17 protein-coding genes are annotated in these 20,498 nt (G+C 67.1%); 4 read left to right on the top strand and 13 right to left on the bottom strand.

The window, feature by feature from the left end:
* Nucleotides 1-461: 461 nt before the first annotated feature.
* The 3 genes from tyrS to JYA52_RS05375 all read right to left on the bottom strand — a co-directional run bounded on the left by tyrS (nt 462) and on the right by JYA52_RS05375 (nt 4,912).
* Entirely contained in the window at nt 462-1,775 is a 1,314-nt protein-coding gene (gene tyrS, locus JYA52_RS05365) for a tyrosine--tRNA ligase (protein ID WP_205652172.1), read from the bottom strand.
* A gap of 130 nt (nt 1,776-1,905) precedes the next feature.
* A complete protein-coding gene (locus tag JYA52_RS05370) occupies nt 1,906-4,134 on the bottom strand; it encodes a HelD family protein (RefSeq protein WP_205652173.1) in 2,229 nt (742 codons plus the stop codon).
* 121 nt (nt 4,135-4,255) lie between these two features.
* Nucleotides 4,256-4,912: a DNA-3-methyladenine glycosylase gene (locus JYA52_RS05375; protein ID WP_205652174.1), complete on the bottom strand. Its 657-nt coding sequence runs from the start codon at nt 4,910-4,912 to the stop codon at nt 4,256-4,258.
* A 110-nt stretch (nt 4,913-5,022) separates the two neighbouring features.
* On the opposite strand from JYA52_RS05375, the gene JYA52_RS05380 reads away from it, so the two are divergent.
* Both JYA52_RS05380 and JYA52_RS05385 read left to right on the top strand, forming a co-directional pair.
* The gene (locus JYA52_RS05380; protein ID WP_205652175.1) at nt 5,023-6,534 is read left to right on the top strand and encodes a DNA-3-methyladenine glycosylase 2 family protein; all 1,512 of its coding nucleotides are present in this window, start codon (nt 5,023-5,025) and stop codon (nt 6,532-6,534) included.
* A gap of 38 nt (nt 6,535-6,572) precedes the next feature.
* Entirely contained in the window at nt 6,573-7,118 is a 546-nt protein-coding gene (locus JYA52_RS05385) for a methylated-DNA--[protein]-cysteine S-methyltransferase (RefSeq protein WP_205652242.1), read from the top strand.
* A 14-nt stretch (nt 7,119-7,132) separates the two neighbouring features.
* On the opposite strand, the gene JYA52_RS05390 is transcribed toward JYA52_RS05385, so the two are convergent.
* From JYA52_RS05390 to argC, 9 genes are all read right to left on the bottom strand, one after another.
* The gene (locus JYA52_RS05390; RefSeq protein ID WP_205652176.1) at nt 7,133-7,870 is read right to left on the bottom strand and encodes a maleylpyruvate isomerase family mycothiol-dependent enzyme; all 738 of its coding nucleotides are present in this window, start codon (nt 7,868-7,870) and stop codon (nt 7,133-7,135) included.
* Nucleotides 7,871-8,060: 190 nt separating this feature from the next.
* Nucleotides 8,061-9,500, bottom strand: coding sequence for an argininosuccinate lyase (gene argH, locus JYA52_RS05395; RefSeq protein ID WP_205652177.1), 1,440 nt, complete (start codon nt 9,498-9,500; stop codon nt 8,061-8,063).
* A 6-nt stretch (nt 9,501-9,506) separates the two neighbouring features.
* A complete protein-coding gene (locus JYA52_RS05400; RefSeq protein ID WP_205652178.1) occupies nt 9,507-10,712 on the bottom strand; it encodes an argininosuccinate synthase in 1,206 nt (401 codons plus the stop codon).
* Between the two features lie 98 nt (nt 10,713-10,810).
* On the bottom strand, nt 10,811-11,341 hold the full coding sequence (locus JYA52_RS05405) for an arginine repressor (RefSeq protein ID WP_205652179.1): 531 nt from the start codon (nt 11,339-11,341) through the stop codon (nt 10,811-10,813).
* Nucleotides 11,342-12,349, bottom strand: coding sequence for an ornithine carbamoyltransferase (argF, locus tag JYA52_RS05410; RefSeq protein WP_205652180.1), 1,008 nt, complete (start codon nt 12,347-12,349; stop codon nt 11,342-11,344).
* On the bottom strand, nt 12,346-13,611 hold the full coding sequence (locus tag JYA52_RS05415; protein ID WP_205652243.1) for an acetylornithine transaminase: 1,266 nt from the start codon (nt 13,609-13,611) through the stop codon (nt 12,346-12,348). Before JYA52_RS05415 ends, argF begins: the two co-directional genes overlap by 4 nt.
* 44 nt (nt 13,612-13,655) lie before the next feature.
* Complete coding sequence (gene argB, locus JYA52_RS05420) at nt 13,656-14,588, bottom strand: acetylglutamate kinase (RefSeq protein WP_205652181.1); 933 nt, start codon at nt 14,586-14,588, stop codon at nt 13,656-13,658.
* A gap of 32 nt (nt 14,589-14,620) precedes the next feature.
* Nucleotides 14,621-15,787, bottom strand: a complete 1,167-nt coding sequence (argJ, locus tag JYA52_RS05425; protein WP_205652182.1) for a bifunctional glutamate N-acetyltransferase/amino-acid acetyltransferase ArgJ — start codon at nt 15,785-15,787, stop codon at nt 14,621-14,623.
* Entirely contained in the window at nt 15,784-16,815 is a 1,032-nt protein-coding gene (argC, locus tag JYA52_RS05430; protein WP_205652183.1) for an N-acetyl-gamma-glutamyl-phosphate reductase, read from the bottom strand. The genes argJ and argC overlap by 4 nt, the downstream gene beginning before the upstream one ends.
* Nucleotides 16,816-17,029: 214 nt before the next feature.
* Between argC and JYA52_RS05435 the strand changes: the two genes are divergently transcribed.
* A complete protein-coding gene (locus JYA52_RS05435; protein WP_205652184.1) occupies nt 17,030-18,136 on the top strand; it encodes a fatty acid desaturase family protein in 1,107 nt (368 codons plus the stop codon).
* Between the two features lie 10 nt (nt 18,137-18,146).
* Here JYA52_RS05435 and JYA52_RS05440 read toward each other — a convergent pair whose 3' ends face one another.
* The gene (locus tag JYA52_RS05440; protein WP_205652185.1) at nt 18,147-19,295 is read right to left on the bottom strand and encodes a D-TA family PLP-dependent enzyme; all 1,149 of its coding nucleotides are present in this window, start codon (nt 19,293-19,295) and stop codon (nt 18,147-18,149) included.
* A gap of 202 nt (nt 19,296-19,497) precedes the next feature.
* Between JYA52_RS05440 and JYA52_RS05445 the strand changes: the two genes are divergently transcribed.
* Nucleotides 19,498-20,463 (top strand): quinone oxidoreductase family protein, encoded by a 966-nt coding sequence (locus JYA52_RS05445; RefSeq protein ID WP_205652186.1) that lies wholly within the window; start codon nt 19,498-19,500, stop codon nt 20,461-20,463.
* The last annotated feature ends 35 nt before the right edge of the window (nt 20,464-20,498 follow it).

The raw sequence follows: 20,498 nt of genomic DNA on the forward strand, positions 1-20,498 counted from the left end.
AGGCTGCACAAAATTTGAAACCAGCTAAAAAACCAGACCCACCCACAGGGGCAGGCGAGCCCGGCAAATCAACCAATTCATATAAAATAAACCGGTATCAACAAACTTGGCACACTATTGAGTTCTCAAACAACAGACACATTCGAATACTTCTCGAAACAATTTGCGACTCAATTCGCTAATCTCTTTTGTTTCGCATTTCTTCGCTGCGATGTTTATAGCTTATTTCATTCATTTTCACTTTGCAAATCCGGTTGTTTTCCCGATATTCACTTCCGTGTAACGAATCCGCCCAGCACTATTGGAAGCTTTTCTTCATTCAGTGCTTTGCACATGAAGAATTGCTTCTCAGTGAAGGGGGTTTGTCACCACTCAGCGGCGGCGACTCAGAAGACATTACACGCTCCCCCGCGGCCGTGCAAATCGGCTGCGGAGGAGCGTGCAATGAAGGGATCGTAGTGCTAGCTGCCCAATACCTGGACGGTGGCCAGGTTCTTTTTGCCCCGGCGCAACAGCAGGTATTTGCCGTGCAGCAGTTCGGACCGTGCAATCACAGCATCGGGGTCGGACACCTTGGCGTTGTTGACGTAGGCGCCGCCTTCGCCAACGATCCTGCGCGCGGCAGACTTGCTCTCCGACAGACCCGATGCAACCAGCAGGTCGATGATGCCCAGGGCCGCCCCGTCCACAGAGGCAGAGGGCAGCTCGGACGTCGCCGCCGCGAGCGTCTGCTCGTCCAGTACCGACAGGTCCCCGTGGCCGAAGACCGCAGCCGATGCCGCGATGACCTTTTCAGTCGCTTCGACGCCGTGGACCAGCGAGGTCACCTCGTACGCGAGCCGGCGCTGGCCCTCGCGGGCAAAGGGACGTTCGGCAACGGACACCCCGATCGCCTCGATCTCGGCGCGGTTCAGGAAAGTGAAGACCTTGAGCCGGTCAACAACGTCGGCATCGGCAGTGTTCAGCCAGAACTGGTAGAAGGCGTAGGGGCTGCACATGGCCGGATCCAGCCAGATGGCATTGCCTTCGCTCTTGCCGAACTTCGTGCCGTCGGCGTTGGTGATGAGCGGGGTGCCGAGCGCGTGCACGGTTTTCCCCTCCACCTTGCGGATGAGCTCCGTGCCGCTCGTCAGGTTTCCCCACTGATCGGATCCGCCGGTCTGCAGCACACAGCCGTAGTCGCGGTAGAGCTGCAGGTAGTCCATCCCCTGCAGGATCTGGTAGCTGAACTCCGTGTAGCTGATGCCCTCGTCGGAGCTGAGGCGCGATGCCACGGCGTCTTTGCGCAGCATCGTGCTCACGCGGAAGTGCTTTCCGATCTCGCGCAGGAAGTCGATTGCACTCAGCGGCGCGGTCCAGTCGAGGTTGTTCACCATGCGTGCCGCGTTGGCACCATCAAAGCTCAGGAAGCGCCGCACCTGGTCCTGCAGGTAGCCGACCCACTCCGAAACTGTGTCCTTCGTGTTCAGGGTGCGCTCCGCCGTCGGCCGAGGGTCACCGATCAGGCCGGTGGAGCCGCCCACGAGGCCCAGGGGCTTGTGGCCTGCCAGCTGGAGGCGCCTCATGAGGAGGAGCTGGACCAGGTTCCCCAGGTGAAGGCTCGGGGCCGTGGGGTCGAACCCGCAGTAATACGTGACCGGGTCTCCCGCAAGGAGCTTCTCCAGTTCCACCTCATCGGTGGACACGTGGACAAGTCCGCGCCATTTGAGCTCCTGCCAGACATTGGCGAAGCTGGGGTCGTTCTGCTGGGATTCGAGGTCGTTTAGGTGTGACACGCCTTCTAAGTTAGCAGGATCGGCGGCCTGCGGCGGCCCTCATGCCGGCACCAGTCGCCCTCATCGGAGCCGGCACCGGGCGCCCGTCATCAGAGACGGCCACGGGCGCCCGGAACCGCCCCGGACAATCTCAGCGTTCGATGCCCGCCGGAATGCCCGCGCCTGCGATCAGCCGGAGCCGCTGCGTGGGCCGCGTCATGGCTACGTAGAGGTCGCCCACCCTGCCATGTTCATGGTTGAGCATCATGGACGGCTCGAGAACCACCACGGCGTCGAATTCCAGGCCCTTGGCCTCCCTGGGGCTGATGACGACTACGTCCTGTTCGTAGCTGCCGGCGCCGGAGCCGATGCGGCGGCCGTAGACTGCGCGGAGTGCTGACGTGGCCTCGGGCAGGAGGTCCCCGTCGGCAATAACGGCAAGCAGGCCGCCGTCGATCGCGTCCAGCTCCTCCGGCAGCACCTCCACCAGCCGGCTTACCAGGCTGCCCGGGTCCACCCGATCGATGATGGGCGACCAGCGGCCCTCACGGACCGCCTTCGGCGCGGACACCACGAGCCCGGCAGCGTTGGCCATCCGCGCAGCCGACTCGGCGATCTGCGACGGCGTCCGGTAGTTCACGGTGAGCTCTTCGAGCTGCCAGCGGTCGCCGAACAGCGGGCCGAGGGCACCCTGCCACGAATTGGCCCCGGCCACGGAGCTGGTCTGGGCGATGTCCCCCACGATCGTGAAGGACTTCAGCGGGCAGCGCCGGACGAGGAGGCGCCACTGCATCGGCGACAGTTCCTGCGCCTCATCCACCACGATGTGGCCAAACGCCCAGGTGCGGTCGCTGGTGGCCCGCTCGGCCGCGGTCAACCGTGCCTCGCGCTCCTGGTTCTGCTCAACGAGTTCCTCGGCGGACATCAGGACGTCCACGCCGGCCGTCTCCATGTTGACGAGCGTCTGCCGGGCGTTTGCCAGGTCCCGGGCGCGGTCGTGCTCCTGCTGGGCGAGTCCGCGGCCGGCAGCGGGATCGAGCTCGCCGAGGAGTTCGGCCGCCTCGTCAAGGAGCGGCACGTCGGCCTCGGTCCACGGGGCATCCGGAGCGCGGAGCAGCAGCTCACGTTCCCTCGCCGTGAGTTTCGGCGTGCAGGCTTCCAGGAGCGCGGGCTTGCTCAGCAGTTCACTGACCAGCTTTTCGGGCGTCATCGGCATCCAGCAGAGGTTCAGCGCGATGCGGACGTCCCTGGCGGAGCGGACGTCCTCGGCAAGATAGGACCGGTCTGCGTTGTTGCCGATGTTGCCCGCTTCCACGAGCTCCGTTATCTGCTCCGTCAGTTCGCGGAGCAGGATTTTGACGAACGTGACGCGTGCTTCGTTGTGGGGCTTGCCGGTGGAGCGGGCCCGTTCCCGGGCGCGGCGGACCTGCCGGGGCGTGAGGACCAGCTTTCGTCCGTCCACTTCGAGAATCCGGTTTTCGGCAGGGATGCGCTGCCGGTTGGCCACGGCGTTGGCAATGACGTCGGCCATGTCCAGCCGCCCCTTGATGGCAGCAACATCGGCCTCCGGCTCGGGGACGGCGTTGATGCCCGGCATCAGCCGGCCGACGCTTGCCATCACGACGCCGGTTTCGCCGAGCGACGGCAGGACGCGTTCGATGTACTTCATGAAGGACGACGACGGTCCCACCAGCAGCACGCCGGCTGTCTTGAGCCTGTCCCGGTGCGTGTAGAGCAGGTATGCGGCACGGTGCAGCGCGACGGCGGTCTTACCCGTGCCCGGCCCGCCCTGGACCACGAGGGCACCGGAGATGGACGACCGGATGATGCGGTCCTGTTCGGACTGGATGGTGCCGACGATGTCCGACATCCGGCCGGTCCGCTTGGAGTTCAGGGCGGCGAGCAGCGCGCCTTCGCCCTGCAGGGACTCGTTGTCCGCCAGCATGTCCGCGTCCAGGACGTCGTCCTCGATGGCTTTGACCTCGCGCCCCTGGAGGATCAGGTGCCTGCGCCGGCGCACGCCCTGGCGATCAAAGGCCGTGGCCTGGTAGAAGTGCCCTGCTTCGGGCGCACGCCAGTCCACCATGAGGCGCTGCAGATCATCGGTGGTCAGGCCGATGCGGCCGATGTACTGCGCCTCTCCTGAGTCGAGGTCCAGCCGGCCAAACACCAGGCGGTCGTCGACGGCGTCGAGCTGGGCCAGGCGGTCCTCGTAGAGGGCCGCGAAGGCGTCGCGTTCGGAAACGTTCTGCATGGTGCCCACTGCGCCAGCGCGGCGCACCTGTGCCAGCTGGGCGCGTTTTTCCTCGCGCAATTCATCAAGCCGGGCATACAGACCGGCCACATAGTCCCGTTCGTGGGCCAAATCGGCGTCGAGCATTTAAACGTTCCCCTATCGCAAAAGACAGACCGTCCATTCTACAACCATTTCGGTGTCCGTGGCGGCTGTTGAACTGCATACAGCAGGTTATCTGACGGGACGGGCAGGAATCAGCGCGCCTCTAGGGGCGCGCCGGGTCGGCGGTGCGCGCCGGGCGCGCCTTCGCCGCCTTGTAGCGGGACACAGTGGGGTCCCCCGTCAACCAGAAGCGCCACGGATAGTCGTGCGTGCCACCGTGCCCGGCCACGCCGACCCGCGGACCCGCGCTTACGTGCGCGGCGGGTGCAGGCGGCATGGCCAGACCGAACGGCGGGCTCAGGGCGTCCCTGCCACTGTCCTCGGTGGTCAGCCCGAGCGCCGTGGCGAGCCTGGCGGGACCGCTGGCCAGGTCCTTGGCGGATTTCGACGTGGGCCGCCGCTCGAGGGCCAGTTCCCGGCCCTCAACTATTTCGCCCGCGCGCAGCAGGACAGCGGAGGCGTGGCCGGCCGGTCCGCACACGATGTTGGCGCAGTAGTGCATGCCGTACGTGAAGTAGACATAGAGATGGCCCGCCGGACCGAACATGGGGGCGTTCCTGCGGGTGGGTCCGCGGTACGTATGGGAGCCGGGGTCGGGATGGAGGGAATCCACCGGACCCATGTAGGCCTCCAGCTCAGTGATGCGGACGGCGACGGGTCCCTCCGGGCTCATGTGGGTCAGGACCGACCCCAGGAGCAGCGGGGCGATTTCCCGCGCATCGCCGGACAAGAATTGCCGCATGGGTCCGCTGGTGGTCATGCCCCGACTTTACCCAAGGGTTTCTGGTGCGGGGGCGGGCAGCCGCACACGCCCACGGCCATGTCCGATTTCCGCTAGCCCCGCACTCTGCCGGCTGACAGGATGGAGTCATGGACTTCTGGCAGCGCTACCGCGCCATCGACGCACGGGACACCCGTTTCGACGGGCAGTTCTACACGGCGGTGCGGACCACGGGCATCTATTGCAGGCCCTCCTGCCCGGCGAAGACGCCAAAAGCGGAAAACGTCACGTTCTACGAAACGTCGGCTGCCGCGCATGAAGCCGGCTACCGTGCCTGCAAGCGCTGCCTGCCCGAGGCCGTGCCCGGGACCCCCGCCTGGAACGTCCGCTCGGACGTAGCGGGCCGGGCCATGCGGCTCATCAACGACGGCGTGATCAACCGTGACGGCGTGGAAGGCCTGGCCGCACGCCTCGGATACTCATCCCGGCAGCTGAACAGGATCCTGAGCCATGAGCTCGGGGCCGGTCCGCTCTCACTGGCGCGGGCCGGCAGGGCACAGACCGCCCGCACGTTGCTGGTGTCCACGTCCATGAAGCTCGCGGACATCGCCTTTGCTGCCGGTTTCAGCAGCGTCCGCCAGTTCAACGAGACCGTGGGCGAGGTCTTCGCCATGACACCGACAGCGCTTCGCGCCACAGCGCACCCCCATCCCGCGCCGGCGGCCAGCACGGCACTCACCCTGAATCTGCCCTACCGGAAGCCCTTCGACCCTGGGATTTTTACCTTCCTGGCGCTCCGCGCCATCCCGGGGATCGAGGCCGGCACGCCGACGTCGTACGGCCGCTGCCTGCGGCTGCCCCATGGCGATGCCCGGTTCACCGTGGAGTACGGCGCCGGGGCCCCGGGGCGTCCGCTGGTGCTCACCATCGCGGCGGTGGACCTGCGCGACCTTCCGGCCCTGCTGAGCAGGGTGCGCCGGCTGTTCGATCTCGACGCCGACCCTGTGGCGATCGACGACGCCCTCGCCGCTGATCCCCGGCTGTCCGCCGCGGTGGCCGCGGCGCCCGGCATGCGCATGCCTGGCGCCTTGGATCCGCAGGAACTGCTGATCCGGGCCATGATCGGCCAGCAGATTACGGTTGCCGCGGCCCGGACGGCGCTCACGCAGCTTTCCGCGGCAGGCAGTGCCAGTGCTGTCGCCGGCGACGGCCTGGACAGGAGGTTCCCCACGCCCGAGCAGATCTCGGCAGCCGGCAGGGAACTGCTGCGCGGGCCGCAACGCAGAATAGACTCACTCATGGCGGCCGCGGCCGCACTGGCTGCCGGAGACCTGGAGCTGGGCTACGGGGATGACCTGCCGGGGCTGCGGTCGAAGCTCCTCCCGCTGGCGGGTGTCGGCCCCTGGACCGTGGGGTACGTGGCGATGCGCGTGATCGGCGCCCCGGACATCTATCTCGCCAACGACGCCGCGGTCCGCAACGGGATCCGGGCGCTGTCGGCCGGCACGGTCTCTAGCGGGCAGGGCGCCGACACCGCCACGCTGTCCTCCGACTTCTCTGAAGTCAGTCCGTGGCGCTCCTATGCCACCATGCACCTCTGGAGGGCGGCCGCGGCTGCCCCGAAATCCACCACAACCACCGCCGTAAAGGCACTGACATGAAGGCACAGAACATGAGAGTCGAGCACACGGACACGGCCATCAAGGCGCAGCTGCTCACCATGGCAACTCCGGACGGCCCGTTTACCATCATCGCCCGGGACGGTGTGGTGCTGGCTTCGGGCTGGACGGCGGAGGCCAGTGAACTCACCGGTCAGATCCATCCCGAGCTGCTGCCGGCCGGCTACGAGAACGTGGACGGCCTCGGCCCCATTTCTGCGGCCGTGGAGGCCTTCTACGCCGGCAACCCGGCCCCGGCCATGGGCGTGCCCGTGCTGCAGAAGTCGGGTCCTTTCCGGGCACACGCCTGGGATGTCCTGCGGACCGTCCGTCCCGGAGCGCCGGTGACTTACACCGAGTACGCAGAGCTGTCCGGTAATGCCAAGGCGGTGCGCGCCGCGGCCAGTGCATGCGCCTTCAACGCCGCGGCGCTGTTCGTGCCGTGCCACCGGGTGGTCCGCACCGACGGCACGCTGGGCGGTTTCCGGTGGGGGCTGCGGATCAAGGAAAGCCTGCTGGCCCGCGAAAGGGATGCCCTCACAGCGCCATCACCCGCGGCCGAATCTCTCACAACGCAGGCGCGCTAGGCGAGGCGGCGTCCCTACTTGGACGCCGGAACTCCCGACGGCCACGGCAGCAGCTCCGGCAGATCCACGCCGTCGGCCGCCGCAGAGGCGCGCAGGCTGCCCAGCGAAGGTTCGCGGCCGGCGAGCCAGGCCGCGATGTCGGTGACCATTCCGCTGATGACAGTGGAGCGCCCGCCGGTGCCGATTGCCACAGGCGGCAGGCCGAGGGGCTGGAGCACAAACTTCTGTCCTTCCGGCACCCGGGCCGACAGGAAATCGAAGAGGTGTTCGCAGAACTGCCTGCTCCAGGTTTCCGGCCCGCGCCCGGTGCCGAGGTCGGACGCATGGATCACGAGCTCGCGCCACAGCGCCAGGCCGCCGTCGAGCACCACTCCCCCGCGGTAGGAAATGGGAACCTGCCAGCCGCCCGGCTCCAGCGAGTCGAACGCCTGCAGGGCCCGTTCGAGCGCTGCGGTGAGGTCGCGGCGGTGTTCGTCGATGCCATGGCCGGCAGCCGCCTCGATGGCATTCGTGCGGCCGTCGTAACCGCCGTCGTACAGCTCCACCGTTTCGCCGCGGGCCGCGAATTCGAGCTGCCGGGCCATGGCGTTCGAGATACCGGTGATGTGCGCGAGCACATGTCCGCGGGTCCAGCCCGCCAGCAGGGAGGGTGCCGGAACGTCTTCCTGGGTGAGCTTTGCTGCAAGGGAGGCAACGACGTCGGCCGCTTTGTGAAGTTCGGCGAGAACCGTGTCGGGTGTGATTGCGGTCATACGGCAATCGTAGCGGACAGTTAATTTGCCTTAACGCAGGTCCCGCGCCGGCCATGATCGTGGTGGGTCTTCGGCGCTAAACCCACAACGCTCTCTCATGCATGGATATCGACAACGCTCTCCCACTTTCTTGCGGAAAGTGAGAGAGCGTTGGCCAAAAAGCCGCAACAACTGAGAGAGCGTGGTGCTGTTACCCGGCGTACTCGCGCACGCCGGCCAGCTCGCCTTCCAGCGCGGCCAGCTGGCGTTCGACGGCGGCCGGTGCGGTGCCGCCCTGCGAGTTGCGGCTGTTGAGGGAACCCTCGGTGCTGAGCACCGTGCGGACCTCGGGCGTCAGGTGCTCAGAAATGGCGGCGTACTCCTCATCCGTCAGGTCCCACAGCTCGACGTCGCGGCTTTCCGCCTGCTTCACGGCGGCACCGGAGAGCTCATGCGCCTCGCGGAACGGAACTCCCTGGCGGACCAGCCATTCGGCGATGTCCGTGGCCAGCGCGAAGCCCTGCGGGGCCAGCGATTCCATCCTCGCGGTGTTGAACTTCAGGGTGGCAATCATGCCGGAGACCGCCGGGAGCAGCAGCTCCAGGGTGTCCGCGGCGTCGAAGACCGGTTCCTTGTCCTCCTGCAGGTCGCGGTTGTACGCGAGCGGCAGGCCCTTCAGGGTTGCCAGCAGGCCGGTCAGGTTGCCGATCAGGCGCCCGGCTTTGCCGCGGGCCAGTTCAGCCACGTCCGGGTTCTTCTTCTGCGGCATGATCGACGACCCGGTGGAATACGAATCGTGCAGCGTGACGAAGGAGAACTCCTTGGTGGCCCACAGGATGACCTCCTCGGACACGCGCGAAAGGTCCACACCGATCATTGAGCACACCCACGCGAACTCGGCGAAGACGTCGCGGGATGCGGTGCCGTCGATCGAGTTGTGGGTTGCCGAGAAGAAGCCCAGGTCCGCCGCGACGGCTTCGGGGTCCAGGCCCAGCGAGGAGCCCGCGAGGGCACCCGAGCCGTAGGGCGAGACACCCGCACGCTTGTCCCAGTCCTGCAGCCGCTGCACATCCCGCAGCAGCGCCCAGGCATGGGCCAGCAGGTGATGGCTCAGCAGAACCGGCTGGGCGTGCTGCAGGTGTGTGCGGCCGGGCATGGCCACGCCCTTGTGCGCCTTAGCCTGCTCCACGAGCGCATCGATGGTGGCCAACACTCCGCGGGCGATGATCCGGGCGTGGTCGCGCAGGAACATGCGGCCGAGGGTGGCCACCTGGTCGTTGCGCGAACGTCCGGCGCGGAGCTTGCCGCCCAGCTGGGTGCCGGCGCGCTCGATCAGGCCGCGTTCCAGCGATCCGTGGACGTCCTCGTCGGACTCCGCCGGCAGGTAGGCGCCGGAGGCAACGTCCTCGTCCAGCTGCCTGAGGGCGGCCAGCATGCCCTCAAGCTCGGCGTCGTCCAGCAGCCCGGCCTTCTGCAGCACGCGGGCGTGCGCCATGGAGCCGGCGATGTCGTAGCGGGCCAGGCGCCAGTCAAAGTGCGTGGATTTGCTGAGCGCCGCCAGTGCGTCTGCCGGGCCGCCGGCGAACCGGCCGCCCCACAGCGCACCGGTGTTGGTGGCTTCGGACTTCGGGGTTTCGACAGGCTCAACCACCGATTTTTACTTCCCTGCGACGCGGATGTCGCGGCCGGAGGCAACCTTGGCGGACATGCCCCACAGCTCGATGAAGCCGCGAGCCATGGACTGGTCGAACGTGTCGCCGGTGTCGTAGGTGGCGAGGTCGAAGTCGTAGAGCGAGGTCTCGGAACGACGTCCGTTGACGATCGCCTGGCCGCCGTGCAGCACCATGCGGATGTCACCCGAGACGTAGCGCTGGGTGTCTGCGATGAAGGCGTCGAGGGAGCGCTTGAGCGGGGAGAACCACTGGCCGTCGTAGACCAGTTCGGCCCAGCGCTGGCCAACAGTGGCCTTGAAGCGGGCCTGCTCACGCTCGATGGTGATGTCCTCGAGGTGCTTGTGGGCCGTGATCAGTGCCATGGCACCGGGAGCCTCGTAGATTTCGCGGGACTTGATGCCCACGAGGCGGTCCTCGACGACGTCGATGCGGCCCACACCCTGCGCACCGGCACGGCGGTTGAGTTCCTTGATGGCCTGCAGCGGGGTGACCTTGACGCCGTCGATGGCTACCGGAACGCCGGCTTCGAAGGAGATGGTGACCTCGTCCGGGGCCGGCGGGAACTCCGGGGTGGCGGTGTAGTCGTAGATGTCCTTGGTGGGGGCGTTCCAGATGTCCTCGAGGTAGCCGGTTTCGACGGCGCGTCCCCAGACGTTCTGGTCGATCGAGTAGGGGTTCTTCTTGGTGGTCTCGATCGGCAGTCCCTTTTCCTCGGCGAAGGCGATGGCCTTGTCGCGGGTCAGGGCGAGGTCGCGGACCGGCGCGATGCACTTCAGGTCCGGGCCGAGGGTCTGGATGCCCACTTCGAAGCGGACCTGGTCGTTGCCCTTGCCGGTGCAGCCGTGGGCCACGGTGGTGGCGCCGAATTCGCGGGCCGCCTTGACGAGGTGCTTGACGATCACGGGGCGGGAAATCGCGGAGACCAGCGGGTAGTGGCCCTGGTACAGCGCGTTGGCCTGCAGCGTCGGCATGCAGTATTCGTTGGCGAACTCGTCGCTCGCGTCAGCCACGTAGGCCTCGACGGCGCCGCAGCCGAGGGCGCGCTGGCGGATGGTCTCCAGCGATTCGCCGCCCTGTCCGACGTCGACCGCCACGGCGATGACCTCGGCGCCGGTGGCTTCACCGATCCAGCCGATGGCTACGGAAGTATCCAGGCCACCGGAGTAGGCCAGAACAATACGTTCAGTCACGTCAAATGCTCCTTAGTTGGTTGGTTGAACTTGTTTGTCTGATGAAAAGCCTGTCACACCGCTGTGCCGGGCCCAATTTGAAAACGTGCTGTCCCGGCTTACTGGCCGGCTTCCTCAGCGAGCTGCAAAAAACGCGCGGCGAGTTCCGGCCCGCCCTGCGGATCGCGGGCGACCAGCAGCACGGTGTCGTCCCCCGCTATGGTGCCCAGGATGGACGGCATGACGGAATGGTCTATCGCGAGTGCCAGGAAGTTCGCCGCCCCGGGAGGCGTGCGCAGCACGGCGATATTGGCCGACGCCTCGGCGGTGACCAGCAGTTCCCCGCACAGCCTGGAAAGCCGCGCGTCGAGGATTTCCTGGCTGACCCCGCTCTTCGCAGCCCGTTCGCCGCCCTCGCCGGGAACCGCGTAGACCAGGACGCCTTCCTTCCCGCGGACCCGGACAGCCCCGAGTTCCACGAGGTCACGGGACAGGGTAGCCTGCGTGACCTGCACGCCGTCGTCCGCGAGCAGGGCTGCCAGCTCTGCCTGGGAGCGCACCGACTCGCCCGTCAGGATCGCGGTGATCCGCGCCTGGCGGGCCGTCTTGGTGGCCGGACTCGCGCCCGGCACCGGCGGCTGGACAGACAACTAGGCCTGCCCTGCCACCGGGGGGAGCCCGTCGACCACGGCGAGTCCGGAGCGGTGCATGAGCCAGGCCATCAGCGCCTTCTGGGCGTGCAGCCGGTTTTCCGCCTCGTCCCAGACAATCGACTGCGGCCCGTCGATGACGGCCGCTGAGATCTCAAAACCGCGATAGGCGGGGAGGCAGTGGAGCACGACGGCGTCTTCCGCCGCCAGTGCCATGGCGGCCTCGTCGACGGAGTACTCGCGGAACAGCTGGAGCCGGGCTTCCTTTTCGGCTTCCTGGCCCATGGAGATCCACGTGTCCGTTGCCACGACGTCGGCCCCCTTGAGGGCTTCCTGCGCATCGGTGGTGATGAGCACGGAGCCGCCTGATTCTGCCGCGCGTTCCCTGGCTGACTCGACGATGCCTGCCGCCGGCAGGTATCCCTCCGGGCCGGCGATGCGAACATGCATCCCCGCCGTGACGCCGGCCAGCAGGTAGGAGTTGGCCATGTTGTTGGCTGCGTCCCCGAGGTAGGCCATGGTGAGCCCCTTGAGTTCACCCTTGTGCTCCTTGACTGCCAGCAGGTCCGCCAGCAGCTGGCAGGGGTGGTAGTCATCGCACAGGGCATTGATGACGGGAACGCGGGAGTTTTCCGCCATGGCGACGAGGCCCGAGTGGGCGCCCGTGCGCCACACGATGGTGGAGACCATGCGCTCCAGCACCTTGGCGGTGTCCTCCACGGATTCCTTGTGGCCGATCTGCGCCTCACCCGGGTTGATGATCAGGGCGTTGCCGCCCATGTCCGCCACACCGGCGGCGAACGACACACGGGTGCGGGTGGAGGTCTTGTCGAAGATGACAGCCACGGTCTTGCGCCCGCTGCCTTCTCCGGCGAACGGCTGGACGCTGTAGGGCGCTGCCTTCATGCGGACGGCCAGCTCCAGGACTTCGGCCTGTTCAGCCGGGCTGAGGTCGGTGTCCTTGAGGAAGTGGCGGGTCGCGGGTTGGGAAGCGGTTGCTGAAGTCACTGTGCGTCCTTTGCGGTTTGCAGGATGGCCGGAAGGGCGGCGAGGAAACGGTCTGCCTGGTCTTCCGTAAGGATCAGCGGCGGGGCCAGGCGGATGGTCCGCGGCCCGGGGCTGTTGATGATGAACCCGGCGTCGAGCGCGGCTGCCACGGCGGCGGGAGCAACATCGGCGTCGAGGTCGAAGCCGATCAGGAGGCCCTCCCCACGGACCTCCGTGACACCGTCGACGGCGGCCAGGGCAGCGCGGATGTGCTCCCCCACCGCCCGGACGTTGTCCAGCACGTGCTGGTTTTCGACGGCATGCAGTGTGGCCAGGGCAGCGGCCGTGGCCACAGGGTTTCCGCCGAACGTGGTGCCGTGCTGCCCCGCCGTCAGCAGGGACGAGGTCTCCTCCCCGAACGTGACCAGGGCGCCAATGGGGAAGCCGCCGCCGAGCCCCTTGGCCAGGGTGACGGCGTCGGGAACAATTCCTGCGTCTTCACTGGCAAGCCACTTTCCGGTGCGGCCAATGCCTGTCTGCACCTCATCAAGGATCAGCAGGGCACCGGCCTGCGACGTGAGCTCGCGGGCCGCCTGCAGGTACCCGGCGGGAAGGGGCCGGACTCCTGCTTCGCCCTGGATGGGTTCCAGGAAGACCGCGGCCACGGTGTCGTCCACGGCGTTCCGGAGCGCGTCGATGTCGCCGAACGGGATGTGCTCCACCCCGCCGGGCATCGGCTCGAAGGGCGCCCTGTAGGCTTCCTTCGCCGTGAGCGCCAGCGCACCCATGGTCCGCCCGTGGAAGGCTCCCTCGAGCGCGATGATCCTGGTCCTGGGCTTGCCGCCCGCCTCCCCGGCGGGAGAACCGGAATTCCGGCGGGCCAGTTTGAAGGCTGCCTCATTGGCCTCGGTGCCGGAGTTCGTGAAGAAGACCTTCGAGCCTGCCGGCGCGTTGCTCAGTGCCAGCAGCTTCTCGGCCAGGGCGATCTGCGTGGGGCTGGTGAAAAAATTGGAGACATGCCCCAGCGTGGCCAGCTGGCTGGCGATCACCGAGGTCACGAACGGATGGGCATGTCCCAGGGCGTTGACGGCGATGCCGCCGAGCAGGTCCAGATACTCCTTGCCGTCGGCGTCCCAGACCAGGCAGCCGGCCCCGCGGACCAGGACGCGCTGCGGCGTGCCGAACACGCCCATCAGCGAGGATGAGTAGCGGGCCAGCCAGTCGGCCCCGCTGGAGTGCCCTGTGGTTTCGACGAGCTCAACCACCGGGGACTGCTCAACCACCGGGCTCCGGTGATCGAGCTTGTCGAGATCTTCAAGGTTGCTCACTATGCGTTCACTTCCTCGTCCGGGACCACCTGGGTGCCGATGCCGGCGGTCGTGAAGGTTTCCAGGAGCATCGAGTGCGGCAGGCGGCCGTCTACGATGTGCGCGCGCTCGACGCCGTCGTCAATGGCTTTCAGGCATGCCGCCATCTTGGGGATCATCCCGGACTCAAGGCGCGGCAGCATCTCCCGCAGCTCCGAAGCCGTCACCGACGAGATCAGCGATGACTTGTCCGGCCAGTTCGCGTACAAACCCTCGACGTCAGTGAGGATGACAAGTTTGGAGGCGCCAAGGGCCGACGCGACGGCGGCCGCCGCCGTGTCTGCGTTGACGTTGAGCACCTGTCCGGTGGTGCTGCCGTCTTCGGCTATCTCCGGGGCAACCGTGGAGATTACGGGAATGCGGCCAGCGGCCAGGATGTCGACGATTCCCTCCGGGTTGACGCCCACCACTTCGCCCACCAGGCCAAGGTCCACCTCTTCGCCGTCGACCACGGTTCCCGTGCGGACCGCGCGCAGCAGGCCGCCGTCTTCACCGGACATGCCCACGGCGTAGGGCCCGTGGGAGTTGATCAGGCCCACGAGTTCGCGGCCCACCTGGCCGGTGAGCACCATGCGCACCACATCCATCGCTTCGGGGGTGGTGACGCGCAGGCCGCCCTTGAACTCGGACTCGATGCCGAGCCGGCTCAGCATGGCGTTGATCTGCGGTCCGCCGCCGTGCACCACCACGGGGTGGATGCCCACGTGGTGCAGGAAAACGACGTCCTCGGCGAAGGCGCGGCGCAGCTCATCGTTGACCATGGCGTTGCCGCCGTACTTGATCACCATGGTGGTTCCGGCGAAGCGCTGGATCCAGGGCAGGGCTTCGATCAGCGTGCCGGCTTTGCCCTGGGCATCGCTCATGGACGTGGTCTCGCGGGTCTGGGTGTTCATGCTGCTGTTCTCTCCAGGGGTGGCTGGTGGATCTAGCTTGAGTAGGCGCTGTTCTCGTGCACGTAGTCGTGGGTGAGGTCGTTGGTCCAGATGGTGGCTTCCGCGCTGCCCGCCTGCAGGTCGATCTCCACGTGCACTTCGCGCGGTTCGAGGTCCACTAGCTTGCGGTCTTGGCCGATGCTGCCGTTCTGGCAGATCTGGATGCCGTTCATGGAGACGTTCAGCGCGTCGGGCTCGAAGACGGCGTCAGTTGTTCCGACGGCGGACAGAACGCGTCCCCAGTTCGGGTCCTTGCCGAATATGGCCGCCTTGAAGAGATTGGAGCGGGCGACGGCACGGCTGACGGTTTCGGCGTCGCGTTCGCTGGCCGCGTTGAACGTGCGGACTGCGATGTCGTGGCTGGCGCCTTCGGCGTCGCCGATCAGCTTGCGGGCGAGTTCGGCGCACACCTGGGTGAGTCCCTCGCTGAACGTCTCGGCGGACGGCACGGCACCTGAGGCCCCGGAGGCCAGCAGCACCACGGTGTCGTTGGTGGACATGCAGCCGTCCGAGTCGGCCCGGTCAAAGGTGACGCGCGTGACATCGCGGAGGACGACGTCGAGCATTTCAGCCGGGACGTCGGCATCCGTGGTGAGGACCACCAGCATGGTGGCGAGCCCGGGCGCGAGCATGCCGGCGCCCTTGGCGATGCCGCCGATGCTGAACCCGTTCCCCTCGGCGTCGGTTCCTGTGAAGACTGCCTGCTTGGGCACCGTGTCCGTGGTCATGATGGCCGCTGCGGCCTCCGCACCGCCGTCATCGCTGAGCGCGGCTGCCACGGTGTCGATCCCGGGGACGATTTTGTCCATGGGCAGCTGCTCACCGATGAGGCCGGTGGAGCAGACAAAGACGTCGGTGGCGGAAATGCCGAGGACCTCGGCCGTTTTCTCGGCCGTGGTGTGCGTGTTCTGGAAGCCCTGCGGCCCGGTGCAGGCGTTGGCCCCGCCCGAGTTCAGGATGACGGCGTCCACGCGGCCGTCAGACACCACCTGGCGCGACCAGTGGACGGGTGCGGCGGCCACACGGTTGGACGTGAAAACGGCTGCGGCAGCCTTGGAGGGGCCGTCGTTGACCACGAGGGCCAGGTCCGGGTTTCCGGACGCCTTGAGGCCTGCCTTGACGCCGGCGGCGCGGAATCCCTGGGGCACGGTAACGGTCACGGGGCAACTCCCTGCAGGTTGAGGCCGGCGGTCTCCGCCAGGCCGAGGGCAATGTTCATGGACTGCACGGCGCCGCCCGCGGTCCCCTTGGTCAGGTTGTCGATGGCGCAGGTGACAATCACGCGGCCAGTGTGCGCGTCGAAGGCCAGCTGCATGGCCGCATGGTTGGACCCCTGCACGGATTTCGTGGAGGGCCACTGGCCTTGCGGAAGCAGGTGGACGAACGGTTCATCGTCGTACGCCTCGAACCACGCACTGCGGAGGTCATCGGCCCCGACGCCTGGCTTGACCTTGGCGGTGGCGGTGGTGAGGATGCCGCGGCTCATCGGTGCCAGCGTGGGCGTGAACGATACGGTCACGGCCTCTCCCCCGGCGTTGGACAGCCCTTGCTCGATCTCCGGAGTGTGGCGGTGGCCGCCGCCCACTCCATAGGGGCTCATGGATCCCATGACCTCGGAGCCGATCAGGTTCACCTTGGCGGCCTTGCCGGCCCCTGACGTGCCCGAGGCGGCGACGATGACGACGTCGTCGCCCTGCAGCAGCCCGGCGGCGAAGCCGGGCGTGAGTGCCAGCAGGGCCGACGTCGGGTAGCAGCCGGGGACAGCGATCCGCTTGGCGCCCCGGAGCTTCTCCCGCTGGCCCGGCAGCTCGGGCAGGCCGTAGGGCCAGGTCCCGGCGTGGGCGGAGCCGTAGAACTTCTCCCACGCGGCGGCGTCCTCCAGCCGGTGGTCCGCTCCAGCGTCAATCACCACGGTGCCTTCAGGCAGCTGGGCGGCGATGTCCGCGGACGCCCCGTGCGGCAGGGCGAGGAACACGACGTCGTGCCCGGACAGGTTCTCCACCGTGGTGTCCTCCAGAATGCGGCTGGACAGGCCATGGAGATGCGGCTGCAGTTCGCCTAGTCTGGAACCGGCGTTGCTGTGCGCCGTGATGGCACCGATGGTGACGTCAGGGTGGCCGGACAGAAGGCGGAGCACCTCGCCGCCGGCATAACCGCTCGCGCCGGAGACGGCAACAGAAATAGTCATGCCACGACTATACAGCAAGAGTATGCATAGGTCCCGATATTTATGCATTGGATGCTGCATGCTCTCTGCTGTTCGCCACAGTCCCGTCGCCGGGAGCAGCAGCGGAACGGTACACGGTGGGCGGGAGCGTATCCTTGAGTGAGGGTGATCCACTCCGCGCATGCCGAACGTCGGCAGCAGCGTTGCCCGTAAACAGTTACGAGGCACGCCGTTCATGACGTCCACCATCACTTCTGAGCGCCCGCAGCCGCGGATCAGCCAGCCCAGCAGGGTCCGCAAGGCCAACCCCGTCACGCAGAGCTACTCCGACCTGCTCAAGTCCGTGCGTGCCGCCGGTCTCCTGGAACGGCGCCAGGGCTTCTACATCACCGTGTTCTCCAGCCTGGTCGTCCTGATGGCAGCCACCTGGTTCGGCTTCGCGCTGATAGGAGAGAGCTGGTTCCAGCTGCTGATCGCCGCAGCACTCGGGATCATCTGCACGCAGCTGAGCTTCCTGGCCCATGAAGCAGGCCACCGCCAGATTTTCGCTTCCCGGCGGGCCAACGACTGGTCCGCCCGGCTGATTGCCACCTCCGTGGCCGGCATCAGCTACTCCTGGTGGGAGCAGAAACACGGGGCCCACCACAACCACCCCAACGTCATCTCCAAGGATCCGGACATCGCTCCCGGAGCCATTGTCTTCCACACCGAGGCCGCCGCTGAACGCCAGGGCCGCCTCTCCTTCCTCACACGCAAGCAGGGCTGGCTCTTCTTTCCGCTGCTGTTCCTGGTGGGACTGGGCCTGCAGATCGACTCGGTCCGGTTCATCTTCGGGCGGGCCAAAGTGAACCACCGCTGGGTGGAGCTGCCCATCCTGTTGGTACGGCTCAGCGTCATCCCCGTGCTCGCCTTTACATTCCTCCCGCTCGGCATGGCCTGCGCCTTTGTCGCCGTGCAGCTCGCCGTCTTCGGCTTCTACATGGGGGCATCCTTTGCTCCAAACCACAAGGGCATGCCGGTCCTCCCTGCTGACAGCCGCGTGGATTTCCTGAGCCGCCAGGTCCTGACGTCCCGCAACATTTCAGGCGGACGGTTCATGGACATCCTGCTCGGCGGGCTCAACCGCCAGGTGGAGCACCACCTTTTCCCCGACATGGCGCGTCCCCAGCTGCATAAGGCGACCGCGATCGTACGCCAGTACTGCGCGACGCACGGCATCCCCTTTACGGAGACCACGCTCATCGCCTCCTACGGCATCATCGTGCGCTATCTCAACGAGGTGGGACTCGCCGCCGGACGGCGCTTCGAGTGCCCCATGGCCACGGTCACCAGGCGCTACTGACGGCCGGCCCTCAGCTGTTCTTTCCCCGCGCGGCAACCCTCCACCGGCCTGCGGGCTCCCCCTGGCTGACGACCGCCACCTCGTCCACCAGGTTCATAGTGAGGCACACGTGGTTGGGGACCACCCTGAGCCGGTCACCGCGGTGCGGCAGCGCGAGCCCTTGCGGCCATTGCACCGTGGCGTGGTGTTCTGACAGCGCGGTTATGGTGGCATCCGGATAGTCGAGCAGCCGGCCGTAGCCGCTGGCCCACGCCGGGCGGTCGCTGCCCAGGACCTTGCTGCCTGTGTCGATGATGAAGCGTCCGGGCTCACCCGGATCCGTCCTGTGGTGGCTGACCACCGTACTGGCCACCGTCAGCGCGATGTCATCGGTCCCGCACCGCCCGAGCTCAAGCTGCTGGGCATCGCCAAACACATAAACCCCGGGGCGCAGTTCAGTTGCGGCGGTGTCCCCTTCGAGCATGGCCGTGGGCGTGGATCCTCCGCTGATGGTTTTCACGGTGAAGCCTGCGGCGGCCAACTTGTCGGCCCCCAGGCGCAGCGCTGCGTCCTCCTGCCGGGCCGCTTCCAGCGGCATCCCCGGCGCATAACTGTGGCCCGGGAACGTGAAGACACCGGCGACGTCCAGCCCGGCATCGGCGGCCGCGCGCGCAACCCCGGCGGCCTCGTCCGGGTGGACTCCGCTGCGGTGGTGTCCGCTGTCGAGCTCCACAAGGACCGCTATCCTGCCGGCGTCGGCTCCGAGGTTTTTCCCCATGAAGGACGCGCTTTCCGCCGAGTCCACTCCCACGGTGATGCTGCACGCTTCCGCCAGGTTGCGCAGCCGTTTCGCCTGGGATTCCGTCACCCACAGCGGGTAGGCGATGAAGATGTCCGTGACTCCGGCCTTGGCGAAGACTTCTGCTTCGCCAATGGTGGCGACGGTCAGCCCGACTGCCCCGGCCGCGAGTTGCCGCTCGGCTATTTCCAGGACCTTGTGGGTCTTGGCGTGCGGGCGGAGCCGGAGCCCGCGCGCCTGCGTGGCTGACGCCATCCGGGCGATGTTCCGGTCGAGGACGTCGACGTCGATCATCACCTCCGGAGTCGTGAGGCCAGGAGGGATTACTGCCGTAATGGGGAGGTGTTGGCGCTCGTCTCCCCGGGCATTGACGGTGGTCATGTACTCTCCTTCGCAACGGCGGCCTTACTCATGTTATTGGCTAAGGGTCCGTTATGGACTAGGCCGTATCACCGCAGATGCCCGGGCACAGGAACCCCCGCGGCCCTGAGCGCCTGCCCGGCTTCGCCTCAAGCTCCGCTCTCCTTAGGATGGACTGAGCATCCGGCTGCCGGAAGTCCCGGCCCGGGAAAGGAGAGATTCCATGACGCACGCCATCGTCGCCCAGCAGCCGGGCGGACCCGAGGTCCTGGACTTCACGGAGATTGACCGCCCCGTTCCCGGCCCCGGCCAGTTGCTCATCAAGGTAGCGGCAGCAGGCGTGAACTTCATTGACACCTACCAGCGTGGCGGCATGTACCAGGTCCCCTTCCCCTTCACTCCGGGTTCTGAAGCCGCCGGAACCGTCGAGGAAGTCGGCGAAGGCGTCGAGGACTTCGCCGTCGGCAGCCGGGTCGCCACGGCCGAGGGGTCAAAATGCTACGCCGGCTACACGCTGCTGGATGCGGCCAAGGCCCTTCCGGTGCCCGACGGCGTCGACGACCTCACAGCGGCGGCGCTGCCCCTCCAGGGCATGACGGCCCACTACCTCATCAATTCTTCCTTCAGGGTGGAGCCGGGCCACACGGTGCTGACGCACGCGGGCGCCGGCGGGGTTGGCCTGCTGCTGACCCAGCTGCTCAAGGAACGGGGCGCACGTGTCATCACCACGGTTTCCTCGGACGCCAAGGAAGAGCTCGCCCGGGAGGCCGGCGCCGACCATGTGCTGCGCTACGAGGGCTTCCCCCACCACATCCGCGAGCTGACCGGCGGGAAGGGCGTGGACGTGGTGTACGACGGCGTCGGCCGGAACACCTTCGACGGTTCCCTGTCCTGCCTGCGCACCAGGGGAACGCTGGTCCTTTTCGGCGCCGCATCAGGTGCCGTTCCGCCGGTGGACCCCCAGCGCCTCAACTCCGGCGGATCGCTGACGCTGACCCGGCCCTCGCTCGGGCACTTCCTGCTCAACGCCCAGGAGCGCCACTGGCGCTCGGGTGAGATTTTCGCCGCCGCGGCGAACGGGAACCTCAAGGTCCGCGTCGGGGGAACCTATCCCCTCGCCGAGGCCAAGAGTGCCCACGAGGACCTCGAAGCGCGGCGCACCACGGGCAAGGTCCTGCTGGTGCCCTGACCATCGCCGGCGCCGCCAGGTGAACACCGGGTAAC

Origin of the sequence: Arthrobacter pascens (genome assembly GCF_017052465.1) — a bacterium.
Lineage (GTDB): Bacteria > Actinomycetota > Actinomycetes > Actinomycetales > Micrococcaceae > Arthrobacter > Arthrobacter pascens.